Origin of the sequence: Desulfoscipio sp. XC116 (assembly GCF_039851975.1) — a bacterium.
Taxonomy (GTDB): domain Bacteria; phylum Bacillota; class Desulfotomaculia; order Desulfotomaculales; family Desulfallaceae; genus Sporotomaculum.
The window spans coordinates 3,799,222-3,819,541 of the sequence record NZ_CP156660.1; the positions used below are offsets into that span (position 1 = coordinate 3,799,222).

The following is a 20,320-nucleotide window of genomic DNA, read 5'->3' on the forward strand; positions in this document are numbered from 1 at the left end:
TGATTATTCCTTTAATTGACAGCCATGTCTTTAAACGCAGCACTATAAATGAAAATATAGTTTAGTCCAATAGCTTCCACCGGCCGTCTTCAACTTGCACCATGACCATGGATTCTTTATCCAGGCCGTTATGGTCCCCGGGAGATATATTAAAGACACCCGATATACCGATAAATCCCTGCGTGTGCTCAAGCGCATCCCGAACGGCCGCGCGGTCGGGGCCGGCTTTTTCAATAGCGTTAACCAGCAGATAAAAGGCATCCCAGGCGTAGCCTCCGAAGGAATCAGGCATATTATTATACTTACCGGTAAAATCATCTATATAGCCTTGGAGCACCGTTTTTTGCGGATCGCTGTCCGGGATTTGCCGCGCCACGGTCAACTTGCCAATGGGCAGGATTACCCCGTCGGCCGCACTCCCGGCCAGCTCAATGAATTTTTGGTTGCCCACGCCGTGACTGTGTATAAGCGGAGCGGCAATTCCCAAATCCCTGTAATTTTTAGTTAGTATCGAAGCCGAAGGCGGAATGGCCCAGACCACCGTGGCCTGCGCCCGGCTGGCCTTGACCCTGGTTAACTGCGGAGTCATGTCTTTATCACTGGCCTCGAACTTTTCTTCAACCACAACTTCGATGTTGTTTTCTTCGGCCGCCGCGGTGAATGCCTTTTTGCCCCCGTCACCGTAGGCATTGTTCATATATAGGAAAGCCACTTTGGTTAAACCTTTTTCCTGCAGATAACTAATAATATTGCTGACCGTTACTATATCACTCTGGGCGGTTTTAAAAACCCAGTGACGATCGGAAACCGGTTCAACTATACTGCTGGCCGCCGCCATTGATATCATGGGCACTTTTTCTTTTTGCACCGTATTTATCATGGCCATTGACGGACCGCTGGATGCACAGCCTAGTACAGCCAGAACATCTTTCTCAATTAAAGTTTTAACTGCCAGCACCGCCTCGGTTTCGTCGCTTTTGCAGTCCAGAATAGTTAAGTCCACCGGATGACCGTCAATACCGCCAGCGGCGTTTAAATTATCAACCAGCATCTGTAAAGTATCCCGCTCCGGCACACCGAGTGATGAAGAATTACCGCTGACTTCAAGAACAGCCCCTATTTTATAAGCCTCTTTCCCATCCGCGCCTTGCTGACCTGCGGAATCTTTATCGGAAGCACACCCGCTCGTCAATATACCTAGAACTAGAACTGCAGCCAGCACTATATTAAAGCTTTTTAAGTTTATAGTTTTTTTCAACCGGTTTCCCCCCTTGGAAATTTAAATAGATAACCATACCGCTCCAACGCGTCGCCCCAAAAAATACAAATATAGTTTAAGTCCGTCATTGCTATGCATAAAATCTGTGCCGTTTAAAATCCGTCATTGCGAGAAGCGAAGCGACGAAGCAATCTCCGCTTCGCAGCCCGCATTTCTTTGGCGGACCCTCTTCGGGGTCCGGATTGCTTCGCTGCGCTCGCAATAACAGTTGCAAAATATACCGGAACAAAATAACCAAGCTTTTTCAGGATAGATAATAAACATTTGCCGTCAAGCAATATCTGCTCCCGGAAAACGTATTTATTTATCACCTCCGCACCAACTAATCAATACACGTTCAATCAGTTTCCTTTCAGCAGTTTACATGCGCCATTTTCAGCACTTCGTTCCTCTACTCCGGCCATATATAGCCGAGAATAGATTTCTAAAATAAAATAAAAAGGCCACAGCTTTCGCAGGGACGAAAGCTGTGGCCTTCCGCGGTACCACCCCAATTGGTTATTATAAATAACCCTCTCCAAAGGTACGGGAAAATACCCCCCTGCTTAAAGGCGTCCATAAATAAAAAAACTTCTCATCCTCGAAGGGACGAAAAGTAGTTCGCGGTACCACCCTTGTTGGTCTTAAAAGACCCACTCCATAGCAGGGTACGGGAAATATTCCTTATACCCCCTTCCTTTTAACGGTGGAAGTTTCCGTCCGAGCCTACTTACAATTGGTTTCAACCCGGCAGTTCGGGGGAGAACTTCAACGAATCATACCTTAGAAACGCTCGCAGTCCATGGCGCTTCCTCCCTGCAAAGCTGTTTTCCGTCTACTTTTCCCCTTCATTACTTTTAACAGATTACTTTCTATATATTCTAGCATATTCCCACCACAGGTCAATAGTTTTTTTGTTGTCTGACAATATTTAAAAATGTTTTTACAGATAATTCAACGATACATTTATCCTCTGCTGTGCTGCCAAGGTTTTACCATCACTCCCGGTGCGGCTATATCCCGTTTCCCTGTTTGAAACTTTATCAGCCGGGCCGAGTTTAACACTACCAGTATCGACCCGATATTATGAGCGACCGCCCCCATTACCGGAGTTAATAAACCGGCTCCTGAGGCCAGCAGAGCAAGTAAGTTAAATAATACGGCAAAAGCAATATTATAATTAATAGTTTTCATAGTGGAACAGGCCAACCGCAAAAGATACGGCAGCCTGTCCAGATTATCCCCCATCAAAGCGACATCCGCCGCTTCCATAGCCACATCCGTCCCCATGACACCCATGGCTATGCCAATATCCGCAGCGGCCAAAGACGGGGCGTCGTTGATACCGTCACCAACCATAGCTACCTTATAGCCGGATTTCTGAAGCTCTTTAATATGCTTAAGCTTTTGCTCGGGCAAAAGCTCGGCCCGGTACTCCTCTATTCCGCATGCCCCGGCGACATGAGCCGCCACTTCAACACCGTCACCGGTCAGCATTTGGATTTTCTTAAGGCCGGATTCCCGCAAAGCTTTAATTAGCCCTTTGACCCCGGGGCGTATACTGTCTATAATATATATTTCCCCGATCACTGAATTGTTCTCCGTTACCACAAGAGTTTTAACCCCCGGGTTAATATTTGCTGCATTTAAAACCCCTTCCGCCGACTTCTGTTCGGACCTTAAAGAACCCACAACGACTTTTTTACCGTCAACCACTGCTTCCACACCCAAGCCGGGAATGTTATTAAATGATTTCGGCTCAGCCGCAACAAGCCCTCTTTGCTCTACAGCCTTCAGTACGGCCCGGGCCAGAGGATGTTCCGAATATTTTTCCGCCGCAGCCGCCACGGAGAGAACATAATCCTCCGCAACCCCGTTTAAAGGTTTAATACCGCTAATCGCCATGTTCCCGGCGGTTAAGGTGCCGGTCTTATCAAAAACAACGGCATCAACCCCGGCAAGTTCCTCTAAAAATACGCCTCCTTTAACCAGCATACCGTTTTTGGAAGCATTGCCCAATGCCGCTACGATAGCCGTGGGGGCCGACATAATGAAGGCGCAGGGGCAGCCTACGATAAGCACTGTAATAGCCCGGTGCAAATCCCCGGTAAAAAAATAAACAGCAAAACTAATAGCTATAATAAAGGGGGTAAAGTATTTAGCGTAATGATCCGTAACCCGCAGGGCAGGCGCTTTTTGACTTTCAGCATCCCGGACCAACTGAATCAGTTTCCCCAGGGTCGTCTCCCCGCCTACCTTGCTTACTTCCACCACTATCATTCCGGAATAGCTGACAGATCCCGCATAAACATCATCCCCCGTTAACTTATCCACGGGCAAAGACTCCCCGGTTAGGGAAGCCTGATTAATAGACGCACTGCCGCGGATGACCCTGCCGTCAACAGGTATTTTTTCCCCCGGGCGAATTATCGCCATATCTCCCAACCGAATTTCCCGCACCGGCACCAAAACCTCGGCATCGTCCCGAATTACAGTGGCTTGCTCGGGATTTAGCCGAATCAAAGCATCAATGGCGGAACGTGCTTTTTGAGCCGTAAACTCTTCCATTAATGAGCCCAAAACCATAACCAGGGCCACCGCCGCCGCAGACAAATACTCCCCAATCAACACCGAGGCCATCATAGCCAGACTGACCAATTCATCAACATTAAGCTCTCTTTTCAGCAGCCCTTTAAGCGCCCCTGCAATAATCGGCCCCCCCAGAACCGCCAAGGCCAGCAGCGATAATATATCGGCCGGAACCGGATAATCCCCTTCACCAAGCCAATAACCGGTTATAATAAGCAAACTGCCCGACAGCACCATATAAAACTCTTTCATTTGCAGTAATTCGCGGTATTTATTAACACCAGCATATCTGCCGATCATCTGGTTACTCCCCTTTCAGCAATGCAAAAGCATCAAAAAGTTTCGGCATTAATTTTTTTGAGAATATTAAGCATTTGTTCGATTTCAGCATCGGAAAGAGGGGAAAGCATTTGTTCAGTCAAGCAAAGATGGTATTGGTGATGTTCCTTAAATGCTTGCATACCCTTGTCCGTCAAAACAATTAGGTTCACCCGCCTGTCCTCACTGCTTAATTCCCGCCTGGCATAGTCCTTTTTCTCCAGCCTGTCCACCGTTACCGTGGTGGTTCCAGTGGTTACACCCAATTTTTGAGCCAGACTCTTCATGTTCATTTGCCCGTACTGCCCCAGCACTTCAATAGCGTGGGCCTCGGAAACCGACAGGTCGCTGCTGCGTATTACCGAACTCTCCCAGGAAGTAAAGCCGTTAAAAAAATACAACAGTTCATCGGTTATTTCTTCAACAAATTTCATGTTCACAACTCCTTTGATTTTATTATTGTAAGAAAATATTATGGTTTGATTTTCAAATATTATGATAACACATGTAAATTAGTTTGACAATCAAATCTTTTTAAAACACAAAAAAATACGCTTCAGGCAATTCCGTTGTCCCCTCGTACAGTTCCGGGAAATGTCTGTCCGGGCAAAAGCGACTCTATCTTCACCCAACCGTCTAATTAAAATAACAGCCCGGTCCTTTGATTAAAGGACCTACAAAGCTCCACACCCCTCCGTTCGGCTTTTTTCTAAACCTGCCGAGCCGTTACATTTTCCTGATTATATGCTAAAATTATCTAATGGAATTTTACTGTTGCTGTTGTTCGGACACAGCCAGCATTTTACCGGCCGGAATGCCGAAATCTGTTCAAGGCATTGGGCTACTGTATACCCGTAAGCACATCATATCTTCAAGCGAAAGGAGCGGATAATCATGGATAACGATAAATTCCAAGAATTAGTGCTCCAGCAATTCCAAGTCATGAACAAACAGTTTCAGGCCATTGACCAACGGTTTGAAACCATTACTGACGAACTCCAAGCCCTAAAAGAAGGCCAAGTCCGTATGGAAACACGCATTGGTAACCTTGAGGAAGGCCAAGTCCGTATGGAAACACGCATTGGCAATCTTGAAAAAGGCCAAACTCGTACGGAAACCCGTATGGACAGGTTCGAAAAATCCCAAGACATACTAGCAACAGAAGTAATGGCCGTAAAATCCAACACAAACGGAATTGACACCAAGTTAACCAAGCTGGCAGTACGTGTCGAAAACGAAATCGAACCCAAAATCAACACCCTCCTTGAAGGCCACAAACAAAATACTGAACAACTAACCCGTATAGAAGCCCAAGTCAGGAAACACGAAGAATTTATTTTAAAACGAATCAAGTAGCCTTAACTTAAATAAAGCAACTGGAGCAAAATGACATTATCACAGAACGACAATACGTTCCCACCTTATGTTGACATCAAATATAGATAATGCTATATCTACGATGGAATATATCCGTTAGAAACGCTTCATTCAGGTACGGACCCGTATGAAAAATGAACGCTATGTTGATTTGTAATTTATATTGCAGGACAATTGTCAATATTTGTAATTTTGCCATGAAGGCTAAAATGCAGTTGCAATCGCAGCTGTGTCTTGGCCCTTTTATTTTTTATATTCCCCCACCCGGCTCCTGCAAAGGTGCTCTTGCCGACTTGTTACGCATTAAATTAGTATACAAATAACCAATCTAAAAAAAGCATGCCAAAGAAGCCTAACGGCTTCTGTTAAAAAAATAACCAACTTAATATTGATGGTTCAAGCAAAGCCTTGTGGCATTTAACTCGGCGAATGCCGAGAGCCTATGTAACGCTGAAGGAGGAAATAGTTTGCTTTTTTTAGTGCGGCACTTCGGTCCCGGTAAAATATGTTAGCATGCCTGGCCATCCATAGCTTCCCATAGCCAATCCCCTATACTAATTCTAAAAAAAAGGAACGATCAGATGCCAAATTGTTCCCTTGTGCCCTTTTCCATTTTTAAAATATTTTTTTTAATTATGCAACCCTTACCAATCTTTATTGGTCTAAAGAATGTGGGAAGGAGAGGGGATGTTGGTAAACTCCAGCTGGCAAAAAGTCGATGAGTGGATGAGGCTTTACGGAGACAAGATCATCCGGGTAGTCTATCTGATCGTAAACGACTATCATGTTGCTGAAGAGATTACACAGGAAGTTTTCGTCAGAGTTTTCAATAGCGTTAACTCCTTCCGAGGTGATTCTTCCGCCTATACTTGGCTTTATAGAATTGCCCTTAATTTGAGCAGAAATCATTTAAGCCGTAAAGCAAAGATTAGTTTCAGACCCTTAAAAATTGAAGAGAAAGAAGATGGGTTAACGGAATCCCCGGAGGAAAAAGTGGTCAGGAAGGATATGCATAAAAAGATACGGTCTTCTATTATGCAATTGCCCCTGATCTACCGGGAAGTGATCATTCTGCATTATTTCGAAGAACTAAAGGTCCCTGAGATCGCCCGGGTTTTGCGACAGCCGGAAGGAACTGTGAAAAGCAAACTCTCCAGGGGAAGAAAAGCTTTGGAGAATACCCTGCGTAAGGAGGTTTTCGCGGATGGAAGATAAAGATATTTTGAAAACCCGGATCAAGAGCTGTCTGGAGGAAGAAACAAAAGACATCTATTTTTCCCCTGAAGCAAGGGACAAAGTAAAACAGGTAATATTTAAAGATAAACAGTTTGGGTATATGGAGGGGTGGTGGAACAGGTCGGTATCTTTTTCCCTCAAGGCAGTATCCTTTTGCGTGATTGTCTTGTTTTTTGCTACCGCCTTATATACCAAAACCTTCTTTTACATTTCCAATAAGGATCTAGTTAAGCATCAGATGAGGGAGAAGATAATTCTTCGTGATGATGGTATTCCCTTTGGGGCAGTACAACAGCTTAGTGTAGATTTGGAAGAGGGGAAAGGAGTTATTCGCCTATGAAAAGGATTTCAGTGACCAATAGAACATTGGTTATCCTGACAGTTATCCTGGGATTAATTTTGGCAACCGGATATTTTGCCACCCCCAAGCTGATGGCTTTTGTAATAAAAGAATATGAACAGGCGGGTAACCAGGATAAAGTCGTTGTTTTAAGGGAACGGTTGATCCGTTTCTTCCCGGGCACGGTAGAAGCCCGTTGGCAGGCTTATGCTTTGACTGATAGTTTCTTGCAGAGGGAAGAACGGGTGATAATTGGGCCGGGGTTTATTACTGGTGGGGCCGAAGAATATATCTCTGTTCCCCCCAAAGAAGTAATTTATTGTCTTCAGAAGGTAGCGGCAGCCCAAAAAGAAGCGCTGTGGAAATACAATATTTTTGAAAAATTAGCTGAGTTTTACCATTTTCAGAGTAATTACCAGGAGGCGGAAAAACATTACCTTATTGCGGCACATGGTTTTGAAGAAGCAGACCCAGGCTTTAGAATTGCGGAAATCAACGTGAAACTGGTTGATATGTATTTGGAAGCAGGTAAATTGGAGAAGGCCCTTTCTTTGATTGAACAAAATTTAAGAAAGTATCCGGATCTGTATCATGGAGAATTCCTTTCCTGGAAAGGTGATGTTCTTTTCCGTCTCGGGGATTACGGTCAGGCGAAAGAGTGTTACCGTGATGCTTTAGCACAAGCGGAAGAAAGGTGGAATAGACTTAGACCGGAAAAGGAAGAGAATATTAATGCCACTCTTAGTCAACAGCCGGTGTACCGGCACAGTGAGTCCAGATTGGAGATCATCCGCTCCATGGAGACAGGTGGGGAGGTTCAGAGTGGCAAAGTCAAAGGGGAAATTTTACGAGAGAATACTCCGATGCCCAATGTTTTGGTTTATCTGATAAATGAAAAAGAATATGATGGCTGTATAAGCGAATTTGAGGGGCTTGAATACAAGACAGACGCCCAAGGGAAATTTGAATTTGACAGAGTGGTTCCCGGCAGATACTTTATTGTCCTGGAGTTAGTGCCTGGAGATTTAGCAGGATTGGGAAAATTTAAGGAGCTGGAGGAATTTACAGTTGAAGCAGGAAAAACTCAGGAGCTGAAATATGTATTCCAATCGAAGGTAAATATCCTGGAACCTACCGGGGAGCAAACCTTTAGCCCGGGTGAAAAGTTGAAGATCGTGTGGGAAGAAGTTCCTCAGGCGGAAGCTTATCATCTCCTCATTACATTGGAACTGGACAATGGATATGTATCCCGGGTTTACCGTTCGGACCTGAAAGGAAATTCTTATCTGTTTAATCCTCAAGGATTGGCACTGCGGGAGCTGAATTTTGTGAATAGGAGTGATGGGGACGTACTCGTTCCCTCGGCAATTCTGGGCGGCTTCTATCAAGGGGCAAAAATTTTCTTCGCAATAGAAGCTGTGGATCGTGAGGGAAGTTCCATCTCTGACAGTGAGGGCTATGTACTGCAGCTTAATGGAAACTATCCGTCTATTCAAGTACAGGGGACTACCCCTATATCTCCCGGAGATAAACTGGTCATGGAAAGGAAATACCCTGAGGCTGTTAATGCCTATATCAAGGAACTAAAAGAAAAACCCCGGAATCCCCACGCCTTACTTTCACTGGCCCGTCTTTATAATTATGGCTGGACGAAAGGAACTTCTGATCTCCGAAAGGCTGTAGGATATTACGAACAACTGCTGCAAATTAAACGGGATAAGTTTTTAGTGGAGGAGGCAGCCGGGGCCCATGATCAGGCAGGCAATTATCAGATAGCCATAAAGCTTTATGAGGAAATTGCCGATGAGATGAGCAAAAGTATTTTCTGGGACCATCATATGGGGAAACTCTATTTAAAAACAGGCCAGGCGGAAAAGGCTCTGGACTATTACCGGACATATCTGAATAAAGAGAGAGAATTCCAGGATCTCGGCCCGGTGATGGCATTTCTTTATCATGATAATATCTCTGGAGCTATTAAACTACTAAAGGAAAACAGCTATTCTCAGAGAATACGATACAACAGTGATGGAGAAACGGAAAAACCGGCGGATATAAATTTGCTGATCAGCAATTTGGAAAGCTATCATAACGGTGCGAAAAGTGTCTTGAACAGAGATGACTTTCACAAGTACTTACGGGAGATTATCAATATTGACGGCAGCAACCGTTTTGAAAAAGTGCGCGCTTTCCAAAGCAAAATTGCATCTTTAGGGGATAAGGATGTGCTTGTCATAGTATTGGGAGAGCTGGCTAAGGATAGAAGGTGAAAAATTCATTGTTTTTTAAAATCAGAAACCTTATTAAGCATGGGGGCAAACATATGTTACTCATAAAACGCTACAAAGAACAGATAGCTGGGGTCATCTGATGAGTACGTATTAAAATACGCAATATAAGATATGGTATATTAAAAGGGGAAAGCCGTAGCCTCGCAGGAACAGGGCCGCATAAGCGGAGCGTACCGCGCTTCTACGGACGGTCACCACTGGCTTTCCCAGGTATTGGGTCAGCTCGTCCACCTCCTGGGGTAACTGAGTTACCTCAACATTAAGCGCACTCGGTATGTACCCTTCCGCAAACTCCTGCGGGGTGCTCAATACCGCGGTATCCGCGGTATTGAGCCCGAACCGCCGGCGCAGGGGCGACCAGCCCTGGTTGCCGGCTAAATGGCGGATTACTGCCGCGGCCTTCCGCCACAAGAGAGGCAACAGCCTCCATAATGAGGTTCCGGGTGGTCTCCTTCCGGCGGTCGCGCAGGGGACTGGAATAAGACCTGGTCTCAGTTTTTTCTTTGGCCACAGCTAATTGATACTCCTTTATGCTTTAAGTAAAATCCGCCAGGCCCTTGTGGTCCGGCTTCATACCGCCTGCGAGAGTCAGCGCCTTTGCCCATGTTTTTTCCGTTTCATACTTAAAAAACTCATACAGGTGGCTTAATTCCTCGGCTTCGTCATACTTTTGCAGGCACCGGTAATACAGCCGCTTATCCTCGTCATAGACAATAAGGGGCGGGTGGCCGTGTGTCATGAGATAGTAATTCATAAGCGTCCTGCCGACACGTCCGTTACCGTCCGCGAAGGGATGGATATACTCAAATCTCGCGTGTAAGTAGGCGGCGGCTTTCAAAACATCCCCGCCCTCATACGTGTTTAACTCAGCAATCAGCTCCGCCAGGTCGTTTTCCACATCTTCCGCGGCGGAGCCAACATCGTGGACTCCGGTTACATAATCGTGTTTTTTAAATTCACCCGGCCGCTCCTCATTGCCAATATACCTGCGCTCATCGTATGTCCCGCCGGTGAGAACCCTGTGCATCTCCTTAACCAATTCTATGTCAAGAGGGTCCTTTTTCAGAATTTTTTTCTTTAAAAACTCATAGCACAGCTTCTGATTCTGCTGTTCAAACAGGGCACGGGGACTTCCTGTGTAACCTACCACCCTGCCGTTTTCAAATATTTCCCTGGTATCATGGTAGGTGATATCCCCGTTCTCTATCTTTCCGGAATGGAAAGCGAACAGGATACGGAAGCTGTCAAGATATTTATCAAGATCGGTGGCGGACAGTATTTTATATGACTGCCACAGCACGATAACCCGGCTGTATTGTTCCAAACGAATTCTCCTTTCTATTAACATTATACCATTTTTTTAGTAAATTCAGGCGGGGAACCAACGGCGTTGCAACAAAAATGCGCATCTTTCGGTCAGTAACCGAATGGCTTATCCCCCCTGCAATGTTTTTACCTGCCGGCTTTAAGCAGGAATAACCGGTCTACAAAAAGAATACTCAAAAAACTTCACTTAACTAAAGGGGTGTTTAATAATGGAATACAATGATGTATTGAAACATCTTGCTCCGATGCCCAATGTTTTGGTTTATCTGATAAATGAAAAAGAATATGACGGCTGTATAAGCGACTTCGAGGGGCTTGAATACAAGACAGACGCCCAAGGGAAATTTGAATTTGACAGGGTGGTTCCGACAGATACTTTATTGTCCTGGGGCTAGTGCCTGGAGATTTAGCGGGACTGGGAAAATTTAAGGGGCTGGAAGCATTCACAGTTGAAGCAGGAAAAACTGAACAATTGCAATATGTATTCCAATCAAAGGTAAATATCCTGGAGCCTACCGGAAAGCAGACCTTTAGCCCGGGTGAAAAGCTGAAGATCGTGTGGGAAGAAGTTCCCCGGGCGGAAGCTTATCATCTCCTCATTACACTAGCACTGGACCATGGATATGTATCCCGGGTTTACCGTTCGGACCTGAAAGGGAATTCCTATCTGTTTAATCCTCAAGGATTGGCACTGCGGGAGCCGAATTTTGTGGATTGGAGTGATGGGGACGGACTCGATCCCTCGGCAATCCTGGGCAGCTTTTATCCAGGGGCAAAAATTTTCTTCGCAATAGAAGCCGTGGATCGTGAAGAAAGATCCATCTCTGACAGTGAGGGCTATGTACTGCAGCTTAATGGGGACTATCCGTCTATTCAAGTACAGGGAACTACCCCTATATCCCCCAGAGATAAACTGGTCATAGAAAAGAAATACCCTGAGGCTGTTAATGCCTATATCAAGGAACTAAAGGAAAAACCCGGGATCTCGGCCCGGTGATGGCATTTCTTTATCATGACGATGTCTCCGGAGCGATTAAACTGCTGAAGGTAAACAGCTATTCTCTACGATACAACAGTGACGGAGAGACGGAGAAACCGGCGGATATCAATTTGCTGATCAGCAACTTGGAAAGCTACCATAACAGTGCGAAAAGTGTCTTGAGCAAGAATGATTTTCACAAGTACTTACGGGAGATTGTCAATATTAATGGCGGCAACCGTTTTGAAAAGGTGCGCGCTTTCCAAAGCAAGCAAAATGTATTATACTCATGGAGTTAAAGAATATTGGCTGGTCGATCCCGAAATCGAAACAGTTGAAATACTAACCCATGGTGAAAAATACTGGCTAATTGACGGCACATATGACAACAAAGCGGCATTACATTCCCCACTTCTAACCGGTTTGAAAATTAATTTAAAAGATATTTTCACCGGGCTAATCTCTTATGAAGATTAAATATTGTGTGTAAACAAATGGCTCCCATCAGGGAGATGGTGGTGAAATAGTTGCCAACACTGTCTGATGCTCACCATCGGTTTTGGCAACGGTTATCTCAATGCTATTATTACTAATTCTATTACTCATTTTGAAAACCACCTCGTCACCAACCCACTGCAAAAGTTCGGCGATGTTTTTCCCGGACCAGAAAAGGGATGGTGTTTGGCCGGGTTCAGCTGTCCAAATGCCCTCCTCGTCTATAAAAGCCATTTGCGAGCCATCGCTGTTCCAAACGGGGGAACCCCCACTGTGCCAGCGATACGGCGGCTTGATTTGTCCTTTTTCAAAGCCTGGCCCTTCCATAAGCCACAAGTAATATCTTTCGTTCTCATAGCTATTCAACAAAAGGTGTTTACCATCAGGTGACCAGCCGGCAAACCGTACGGTATCCGGTAAATCCAATTGTGCTATGGTTTTTCCCCATTTTTTCTTGTCGCTCGCTTGCTGGATCGTATTGTCCGCTTGTTGGGCTATAAGTTCGTAACCATCACCACCATCCCTTTCGATGAGACACCAGATCCGGCCATCCGGCGCAATGGTATAGTCGGATAATTTAAGCAATGCCGGTATTTCTTTTTGAGCACCGGTTTCAGTATTATGTAAGATTAAATTTCTTTCATTAGTTGATGGGTTAAAATTGTCATATATAATCAAATCCTGAGCCGGCGCCCATTTAACATTAGCCGCTATGGGCTCGTCTGTTAACCGCCGCTGGTTTTGCCCGTCCGAGTTCATTAAATACCAGTGAAAAGCGGCTCCATCATAAATAACGTTATATAAAATTTTATTTGCATCAGGAGAGAAATAAGCGATGCCGATATCCCCTGTGCCGGTCAATTGTTTTAAATCATGGCCATCGGCGCTGATGGTGTAAACATCATTGCTAAAATCCCGAGCAATAGCTGTGGACGGTGCAACAAACATAACTGGTTGCTGGTGCTTTTGTATTGGAGTCTCACTGGTTTGGGCGCCGTTCTGACAGCCAAATAAAACCAAAAAACATATTGCCATTATTAAATTCAGATAGTGCCTGCTTATTTTTACCAACCCCTAACAATATTCCAACACAGCGGTAATATATTGGCTATACGCAATAGTTGGATGCCACCATTAAACTAAAACGCTACCGATTACTTTTAAGCCTTTTAAGCTTATGTAAAATTTTTTTAATTTGTATTTTTAATTTATAGACGAACCAGCAGCTATTTGGTTCCATCCAAGAAAGGCAAAAATTAAACCAATGGTTCCCTTTAAATTCAAGCTTGCTTCTCTCAAATTTCCCAAATCATTGACACCAAACATGCAAAATGACATTATCACAGAACAACAATACGTTCCCACCTTATGTTGACATCAAATATGGATAATGCTATATTTATGGTGGAATATGTCCGTTAGAGACGCTTCATTCAGGTATGGGTCCGCATGAAAAATGAATGCTATGTTGATTTGCAATTTATATTGCAAGACAATTATCAATATTTGTAATTTTGCCATGAAGGCTAAAATGCAGTTGCAATCGCAGCTGTGTCTTAGCTTTTTTATTTTTTATATTCCCCCACCCGGCTCCTGCAAAGGTGCTCTTGCCGACTTGTTACGCATTAAATTAGTGTACAAATACAAAAATAATTTTGAGGAGGCACACACATGGATATATCCGATATTTTAAAAGGATGGGATCTTAAAACCAAAAACAAGCAAGCCGCCATTGAGTGGTGGAACTCCATGTCGGAAGGCTTTGGCGAACGACCAATCCCTTCTTTCACAAAGGACAATTTTTTACAATTACTCGAAATAAAACAAATGCTTAACGAAAATACAGAGGTATTGGACGTAGGCTGCGGCACGGGGGGATATGCCATTGCCATTGCGTCCCGGGCGAAAAACGTAACAGGGCTTGATCTTTCCCCGCAGATGATCGAAGCCGCAAATCGCAGGGCTGCCGATTTGCATGTCGGCAATGTCCGATTTGATATTGTCGACTGGCACAAGTTCGACATTAAAAAAGAAGCCTTCAAGAGAAAGTTTGATCTCGTATTCGCGCACATGACCCCCGCAATCCAAAGCTACGAAACCTTTAGAAAGTTCTCCGACTGCAGCCGCGGATGGTGTGCAATAGTTAAGCCTGTAAAACGCTCCGACACGGTATATGATGAGATTCTTAAAATCACCGGTATTAGCGGAAAGTTCCAGCTGGGAGACAGCGACATACTCAATGCGTTTGCATTGCTCTTTATGGAGGAACGTTATCCAATGATTGAATACAATCATAAATGTTTCGAAAGCAAACAACCCTTGGAAAAGGGGGCCAATATTTATATCAACCGTATCAAATCGATGCACGACCTTGCGCCGGAGCAGGAAACCAAAATCAGAGATTATCTGCACTCCATTGCGCAAGATGGCCTGATAAACGCCGTAATGGATACAAAAACCGCCACATTGTACTGGCATGTTTAATTTATGGCAGTTAGTCAATCGGACTCTGCTGTTGTCCCTTTCCCTGTGAAAAGATAACAGCGGACGCCGCCGTGGATAAAATTGCGGTATAGGCAAATATAATATAAGAAGTTAAACGGGAACCCGCTGAAATCAGCGGGACCGGCAGAACGAAAGGAGTGGACTGAAGGTCAATGAAAATTTCGATCCTGTATTTCAGCCAAACAGGCAACACGCGAAAAATGGCGGAGGTAGTTAAATCAGGCATGGAAACCGTGCCCGGAGCAGAGGTGGGGCTGTTCCCCCTGGACGCAATTGATGATGAATTCCTGAATGAAAGCAAAGCCGTAGTTTTCGGTACCCCGACCTATTTTGCCAACACTTGCTGGCAGTTAAAAAAATGGTTCGACCAATCCCATGCTTATCACCTGGAAGGCAAGCTGGGAGCGGTTTTTGCCACGGCCAACGGTTTGCAGGGAGGCGCCCACACAGCCCTTTCCACCGTTATCGACCATATGGTCACCAAAGGGATGCTGGTTTATTCCAGCGGCACCGGCTGCGGTCGCCCGTACATCCACCTGGGAGCGGTGGCGATACAAGGGCATTACGAACAGGGTGAAAGCATGTGCCATATATTCGGGCAACGCATCGCCCAAAAAACGGTTGAACTGTTCGGCGCATAGCCCTCAAAAAAACGCGGGGATGCAAAGGTAATTGGGCAACCCTGTTTAAAAAACGACCCGGCACAAGTGCAAAACCATTGATAGAAATATTACATCACTGCGCGAAAGGTTATAAAAAATACGCCGCCTTAAAATCCGTCCTGAAGCCGCGTATTTTCAAATAATTAACCGCCCCCCGGAGTCCGGGCCGCGGACCCCGGGGGAACCGGCGGCAACACCGGGCACAGACTCCGGGTTAACCGAAAGCCTGTACCGGGTTCCGGCGGGGCGCTGGGGCCCAATCGCCGTATTTATTGCATATTAATCGTCCAGTTACCGTTCATAACAAACTCCGGCCAGGATATATCCAGATTGATCTCATCAACATCCTTATTGAAATCGAGAATCATAACCGCTTTGTCGCCGCTGAATTCCGAAGAAGCCTTCAGAATATCTTTGCTGTATATATTGAAAGACCTGATGCCGACATATTTCTCATTTCCCGTGTTTAATTGGAATACAAGCTGGGCCGAGGTTGGGGATAGCCGTTTAATGCTCTTGGCCACCGCCTTCTGAGCAAACATATCCACGTCACGGTTGATAATTTCCTCGCCCTCTTGCGGAATGCTAATTTTTAAGCTATCAACTGTCTTTTGATAGCTTGCGATTAGAGCGGGCAGCTGCAGTGTAAGCTTGTTGTCTATTGCCGCGTCTGTCTCAAAGGCAGCTATAGGAAAAGCATTGGCATCAGCCGGAACTTCCAGCTTATATTTAGCTCCGCTTTCATCTGTTGCATAAATATCCTCCGTCCTTAAACCGGTTCCCGTACTTACAATGCCGTCCTCACCCAGATTCTCAAAGCTAGTTTTGACCGTTGCATCCACCGGCCGGCCAAACTTACTGAGCTTCATATCCTTGTTTTTGAAAGAAGCAATCAGCTGAATAGTTTGCTTGCCGTCTTTTTCCAGACTGTTCGCACCAACATCAACCAGGCCGATTTGGTTGGAGGTTGCTTCACTGGCAAAAAGCTTCTGTGTTCCATCCAGGCTTTCCGCCTGTTCCAGAGAGATGGAATATGTTTTATTGCCGACTAGCAAATCAAAAGATTTGCATGGCTTAATGTTGTAGTTGTCTTCTTTCCCGTTCATGAAGCTGAAATAATATTTGCCGTTATCCTCGGAATAGCCCCCCATGACATATTGAATGTCCGGATTATCCCCGGGGATAATTATCGCATCCCTCAGAATACTGATATCAAGCTTTGAGGTGAATTTCATGTCCATTCTGCCTTCCGAAACCATGAAGCTGTCGATCACCATATTGTCATCCAGTGCCAGGCCGTCCTTCAGATAATAGGCGCTTCCGTCTACCATGGTTGAATATACCGGGGTCTTGTTAAAAAATTTCTTTACCGCTTCGGATATATCATCCGCATATACCGTATTGATGCAGATAAAGCATGCACAAATTGCCGCAACATAAGGCAGCCGTTTTCTAAATCTGATCTTTCTATTATACTTATCAAGTTTCTTATGTGCTTTTTTGCTTATTGATTCCGTATTGCATTCAACTCCGTCCATAAGATTGTCAATCTCCTTTTCTATTAAATCATCATCAAGATTGTTAAGTACCGTAAACATCTTGTCTTCATTCATACTGCAAACCCTCCTTTATGATTTTTCTTCCCCGCAGCAGCCTGTTGTCCACGGCCGCGCGGGACAAATCGAAGGCTTTAGCCAGATCGCCGATCTTTTCGCCCAGGAAAAACCTTCTTACAAATATCTCCCGGTCAATCTTTTGAAAGGAATTAATTATTTTTATTACTTGTTCCTGATCTTGTCTCAGCAATACCTGCTTTTCCAAATTGACGCCGTTCTTTATACCGACATCCTCAATATCCAAAATATTACTCAGGCGTTTTTTGCGTCTGTAGGTCAGCGCCTCATACTTAGTCAGCATCAACAGCCAAGTTCTGAAGTTTGCTTTCTCCGCATCGAACTCGGCGATCTTTATCCAGGCATCGAGAAAGACATCGGCGATACATTCCTCAATATCTTCCTTGCTGTGTGACTCGGACAAAATATTGTAAGCAAGACAGAAGACCGTCTTTGTATACTTGCATATCATGTGCTCATAGGCGGCTGAATCCTCGTTTCTTATACCCCGAACCAGCTCGGCCTGCGAATACTCCAAAGCCTCCACCCCCTCTCAAATATCTTTCATATATTTACTACGCATGCAAGATAGGATTTCTCTTAAAAGACAGGGAACTTCTTGTAGACCAGAAAAATATGTAATTTTCATATTGTGCCCGGCACCGTAATGGCAAAATATGAATTTTTTGTTATGAACGCGCAACAAAAACCATATCTTATACGTCTTATTAATATGAGTATTTATGCCCGCACACGGAACGGAGGTGAATATTTCAACGAGAGACAACACCCATGTTTGCACCGATTAAGACTTAGTTGGGGGTATTCCTGCGTGAATTTCTCGTGAATTTTTATAAAAGCAAGGGATCTGCCCGAGCTAAGAATGTATGTCCCCATACCTTGCAAAGGAGGAGAAGATGAAAAGAAAAGCACTCTGTTTTTCGGTGGTCTTATTATTCGGCTCTTTATTAACGTCCACCGCAGCGGCGGCGGAACAGGCAGCTTCACAAATTGTAATCAAAGATATAACTGTTACAGAAGCGATAAAACTGCAGCCTACTTCAGAGGGGAATAAAGACTCGCCAAGAATTTCCGAAGACGAAGCATTAAAGATTGTCAAAAGCCTCTTCCCGGAGATAATCGGGGAAAGCAAGCCCGATATACAACTGAATTCCGAATCCTATCAGGGCAGAAATATATGGCAGATACATTGTTACGAAAGAATGCGGCACGGGGGGCCGGGCATGCCGGCGGGCTATAACGTCTCCCTGGATGCCGATACCGGCGAAATATTGAATATGAGCTGGCGCAGCAACACGCCTGCGGCAACAAAGGAGATCATCCCAAAGCGGGAGGCCCAAAAGACTGCCGAACAATTTATCCAAAAGCTGCAGCCCGAACGTTTTAAAAATCTGCAGCTGCAGCAAAGCCCCGCGGAACATTATTACCGCCTCCCCAACTTGGATATAGTACACCGCTTTTATTGGGCACGGGGGGAAAACGGACTTAAAGTGGACTACGACGGCATAAATGTTTCCGTGGACGCCTTTTCGGGCCAGATTGTCGGCTTCAACATGAACTGGCAGCCCGAGGTTAAGCTGCCCGCCGCAGGAACACCGCTTCCGGCCGAAGAGCTTGCCGAAAAAGCCACTGACGAACTGGGCATGGCATTGATATACCAGGTGCCCCACCGCAATTACACCGGCAAATCTCCGGAAGCCAAGCTTATATATCAGCTCAATACCCGGGAACTGATGTTTAATGCCACTAACGGCAAGGCCGTGGATACTCAAGGCAAGGAAAAAGACATAAAAGATATCAGAATGTTTGAAGATATTCCAAAGATTAGCGGCGTTAACAACCCCCCGGACCCCCCCGGGCAAAGGATCACGTCGGAAAAAGCCAAGAGTACGGCAGAAAGCTTTTTCCGCTCTCTGGGAATCGAAGGAGAAGCGGAGATGGGGGGAGGCGGCTCCAGCGCGGGCGGTCCCTTTGGGAATCAGGAATTCTGGAGTTTCGGGATTGTTTCCCAGGACAGCGACAGACACGATTCCGGTTCGCAAGTAAGTATTCATTATCCCGCTTCACAAGTAGGTATCGACCAAGCCACCGGCCGGGTAGTGAATTATCACAAATACGGTTCGGAAACGCAGGCTGCAACGGGCTCCCCCAAAATCTCCCGGGAAGAAGCGCTGGCCAAGGCTGACGCATTTATTAAAAACATAGCCCCGGAATACAGCCCCTACCTGGCGCCGGAGAAAAATCAGGTGGACATGTACGAAACAGATAACGAGCAGAACTATAGTTTTAATTTCTATAGAGTTGTCAACGGCATTCCCTTCCCCCAGGACGGCATACATATAGGGATAAGCAGCGACGGTAAAATCAGAGACTATTTCTGCGAATGGCACAAGGTTTCCTTCCCGGCAGTTCAAAATATAGTCGCCCCGGAAAAGGCGGCCGGCAAATGGCTGGAACTCTCACCCCTGCAACCGGCCTATTTCATCCCCCGGGAGAGAGAAAAAACGGGTAACCAGGCCATACTGGTCTACCGCCCTGATAACGACGGATTCAGCGCCATTGACGCGCTGACCGGAGCACCTGTTGCCTACAACGGCCGGCCGGTCACCAAAGCCTCCGGAAACGGTTACAACTATAAACAGAGCCGGGCTGCCCAATATCTTGAAATACTGGCAGGCAACGGCATTCTGCCGCCCCCGGAGCAATTCAGCCCCACAAGCGCCGTTAAAAAAAGGGATGTGGCCAGGCTGATAACAGCCAGCATGGGCAATTATTACGATTACGGCTATGACGAAAAAAGAGAGCAGCAATTCCGGGACGTAAACCCGGAGGATCCCGATTTTAACGCGATCCAGGCCGGAGCTATACTAGGCGTATATAACAAGGGCGGGAATTTCAACCCTGAGCAGCCGGTCACCAGGCTGACCCTGGCCCGCTGGATAGTGAACGCCATGGGCTATGCTGAAGTTGCCCAAATAAGCAACAACATCGCTTCTTCCTACAAGGACATCGCTTCACTTTCCGCAGCCGACCGGAATTACATCGGTCTGGCCCAGGGACTGGGCATCATGCCGGACGATGCAACAGGGTTCTTTAGACCCTCGGACAGCGTCACCTGGGAGGAACTAGCGACAGCGGCCATAAACTCGGCACCCCAAATTAGAAACCAAAATAGCATGTGATAAATGAAAAACAAAAAGCGCCACAACGCTCTCATGGAGCTTGCGGCGCTTCTTTATGACCGGGGACGGAATCAAGAATCCGAGTGACAGACTGATAGTCCCGGGCATGATAAGTAAAAGCATTGCCA

At 45.7% G+C, this 20,320-nt stretch carries 19 protein-coding genes and 1 other annotated feature; of the genes, 11 read left to right on the top strand and 8 right to left on the bottom strand.

What is annotated here, in order from left to right; all coding sequences use genetic code 11:
- Positions 1–61: 61 nt before the first annotated feature.
- The 3 genes from ABDB91_RS17840 to ABDB91_RS17850 form a co-directional block, all read right to left on the bottom strand.
- Positions 62–1,258, bottom strand: coding sequence for an ABC transporter substrate-binding protein (locus ABDB91_RS17840; RefSeq protein ID WP_347489041.1), 1,197 nt, complete (start codon positions 1,256–1,258; stop codon positions 62–64).
- Between the two features lie 602 nt (positions 1,259–1,860).
- Positions 1,861–2,119, bottom strand: a binding site (T-box leader).
- 105 nt (positions 2,120–2,224) lie between these two features.
- The gene (locus tag ABDB91_RS17845) at positions 2,225–4,147 is read right to left on the bottom strand and encodes a heavy metal translocating P-type ATPase (RefSeq protein ID WP_347489042.1); all 1,923 of its coding nucleotides are present in this window, start codon (positions 4,145–4,147) and stop codon (positions 2,225–2,227) included.
- A 32-nt stretch (positions 4,148–4,179) separates the two neighbouring features.
- The gene (locus tag ABDB91_RS17850; RefSeq protein WP_347489043.1) at positions 4,180–4,599 is read right to left on the bottom strand and encodes a MarR family transcriptional regulator; all 420 of its coding nucleotides are present in this window, start codon (positions 4,597–4,599) and stop codon (positions 4,180–4,182) included.
- Between the two features lie 460 nt (positions 4,600–5,059).
- Between ABDB91_RS17850 and ABDB91_RS17855 the strand changes: the two genes are divergently transcribed.
- The 4 genes from ABDB91_RS17855 to ABDB91_RS17870 all read left to right on the top strand — a co-directional run bounded on the left by ABDB91_RS17855 (position 5,060) and on the right by ABDB91_RS17870 (position 9,388).
- Positions 5,060–5,521, top strand: coding sequence for a hypothetical protein (locus ABDB91_RS17855; RefSeq protein WP_347489044.1), 462 nt, complete (start codon positions 5,060–5,062; stop codon positions 5,519–5,521).
- Positions 5,522–6,229: 708 nt separating this feature from the next.
- The gene (locus tag ABDB91_RS17860) at positions 6,230–6,757 is read left to right on the top strand and encodes a sigma-70 family RNA polymerase sigma factor (RefSeq protein ID WP_347489045.1); all 528 of its coding nucleotides are present in this window, start codon (positions 6,230–6,232) and stop codon (positions 6,755–6,757) included.
- A complete protein-coding gene (locus ABDB91_RS17865) occupies positions 6,747–7,118 on the top strand; it encodes a hypothetical protein (protein WP_347489046.1) in 372 nt (123 codons plus the stop codon). The genes ABDB91_RS17860 and ABDB91_RS17865 overlap by 11 nt, the downstream gene beginning before the upstream one ends.
- Positions 7,115–9,388 (top strand): tetratricopeptide repeat protein, encoded by a 2,274-nt coding sequence (locus tag ABDB91_RS17870; protein ID WP_347489048.1) that lies wholly within the window; start codon positions 7,115–7,117, stop codon positions 9,386–9,388. Before ABDB91_RS17865 ends, ABDB91_RS17870 begins: the two co-directional genes overlap by 4 nt.
- A 111-nt stretch (positions 9,389–9,499) precedes the next feature.
- Here ABDB91_RS17870 and ABDB91_RS17875 read toward each other — a convergent pair whose 3' ends face one another.
- Together ABDB91_RS17875 and ABDB91_RS17880 are read right to left on the bottom strand one after the other, a co-directional pair.
- Entirely contained in the window at positions 9,500–9,820 is a 321-nt protein-coding gene (locus ABDB91_RS17875) for a rhodanese-like domain-containing protein (RefSeq protein ID WP_347489049.1), read from the bottom strand.
- Positions 9,821–9,944: 124 nt separating this feature from the next.
- Positions 9,945–10,733: a Fic family protein gene (locus tag ABDB91_RS17880; RefSeq protein ID WP_347489051.1), complete on the bottom strand. Its 789-nt coding sequence runs from the start codon at positions 10,731–10,733 to the stop codon at positions 9,945–9,947.
- A gap of 211 nt (positions 10,734–10,944) precedes the next feature.
- Between ABDB91_RS17880 and ABDB91_RS17885 the strand changes: the two genes are divergently transcribed.
- The 4 genes from ABDB91_RS17885 to ABDB91_RS17900 are packed head-to-tail and all read left to right on the top strand — an operon-like array spanning position 10,945 to position 12,191.
- A complete protein-coding gene (locus tag ABDB91_RS17885) occupies positions 10,945–11,130 on the top strand; it encodes a hypothetical protein (protein WP_347489053.1) in 186 nt (61 codons plus the stop codon).
- Positions 11,130–11,732 carry a hypothetical protein gene (locus ABDB91_RS17890; protein ID WP_347489055.1) on the top strand — a complete coding sequence of 201 codons (603 nt, stop codon included), beginning with the start codon at positions 11,130–11,132 and terminating at the stop codon, positions 11,730–11,732. Before ABDB91_RS17885 ends, ABDB91_RS17890 begins: the two co-directional genes overlap by 1 nt.
- Positions 11,729–12,013, top strand: coding sequence for a hypothetical protein (locus ABDB91_RS17895; RefSeq protein ID WP_347489056.1), 285 nt, complete (start codon positions 11,729–11,731; stop codon positions 12,011–12,013). Before ABDB91_RS17890 ends, ABDB91_RS17895 begins: the two co-directional genes overlap by 4 nt.
- Positions 11,991–12,191, top strand: coding sequence for a Uma2 family endonuclease (locus ABDB91_RS17900; RefSeq protein ID WP_347489057.1), 201 nt, complete (start codon positions 11,991–11,993; stop codon positions 12,189–12,191). Before ABDB91_RS17895 ends, ABDB91_RS17900 begins: the two co-directional genes overlap by 23 nt.
- A 27-nt stretch (positions 12,192–12,218) precedes the next feature.
- Here ABDB91_RS17900 and ABDB91_RS17905 read toward each other — a convergent pair whose 3' ends face one another.
- Positions 12,219–13,157, bottom strand: coding sequence for a hypothetical protein (locus ABDB91_RS17905; RefSeq protein WP_347489059.1), 939 nt, complete (start codon positions 13,155–13,157; stop codon positions 12,219–12,221).
- Positions 13,158–13,880: 723 nt separating this feature from the next.
- On the opposite strand from ABDB91_RS17905, the gene ABDB91_RS17910 reads away from it, so the two are divergent.
- Positions 13,881–14,693 (top strand): methyltransferase domain-containing protein, encoded by an 813-nt coding sequence (locus ABDB91_RS17910; RefSeq protein ID WP_347489061.1) that lies wholly within the window; start codon positions 13,881–13,883, stop codon positions 14,691–14,693.
- A 173-nt stretch (positions 14,694–14,866) separates the two neighbouring features.
- On the top strand, positions 14,867–15,355 hold the full coding sequence (locus ABDB91_RS17915) for a flavodoxin family protein (RefSeq protein WP_347489062.1): 489 nt from the start codon (positions 14,867–14,869) through the stop codon (positions 15,353–15,355).
- Positions 15,356–15,645: 290 nt separating this feature from the next.
- Here the strand turns inward: ABDB91_RS17915 and ABDB91_RS17920 are convergent, their stop codons facing one another.
- Complete coding sequence (locus tag ABDB91_RS17920; RefSeq protein WP_347489063.1) at positions 15,646–16,989, bottom strand: hypothetical protein; 1,344 nt, start codon at positions 16,987–16,989, stop codon at positions 15,646–15,648.
- On the bottom strand, positions 16,982–17,527 hold the full coding sequence (locus tag ABDB91_RS17925) for a sigma-70 family RNA polymerase sigma factor (protein ID WP_347489064.1): 546 nt from the start codon (positions 17,525–17,527) through the stop codon (positions 16,982–16,984). The genes ABDB91_RS17920 and ABDB91_RS17925 overlap by 8 nt, the downstream gene beginning before the upstream one ends.
- A 379-nt stretch (positions 17,528–17,906) precedes the next feature.
- Here ABDB91_RS17925 and ABDB91_RS17930 point away from each other — a divergent pair, with 379 nt between their 5' ends.
- Positions 17,907–20,192, top strand: coding sequence for a YcdB/YcdC domain-containing protein (locus tag ABDB91_RS17930; protein ID WP_347489066.1), 2,286 nt, complete (start codon positions 17,907–17,909; stop codon positions 20,190–20,192).
- The last annotated feature ends 128 nt before the right edge of the window (positions 20,193–20,320 follow it).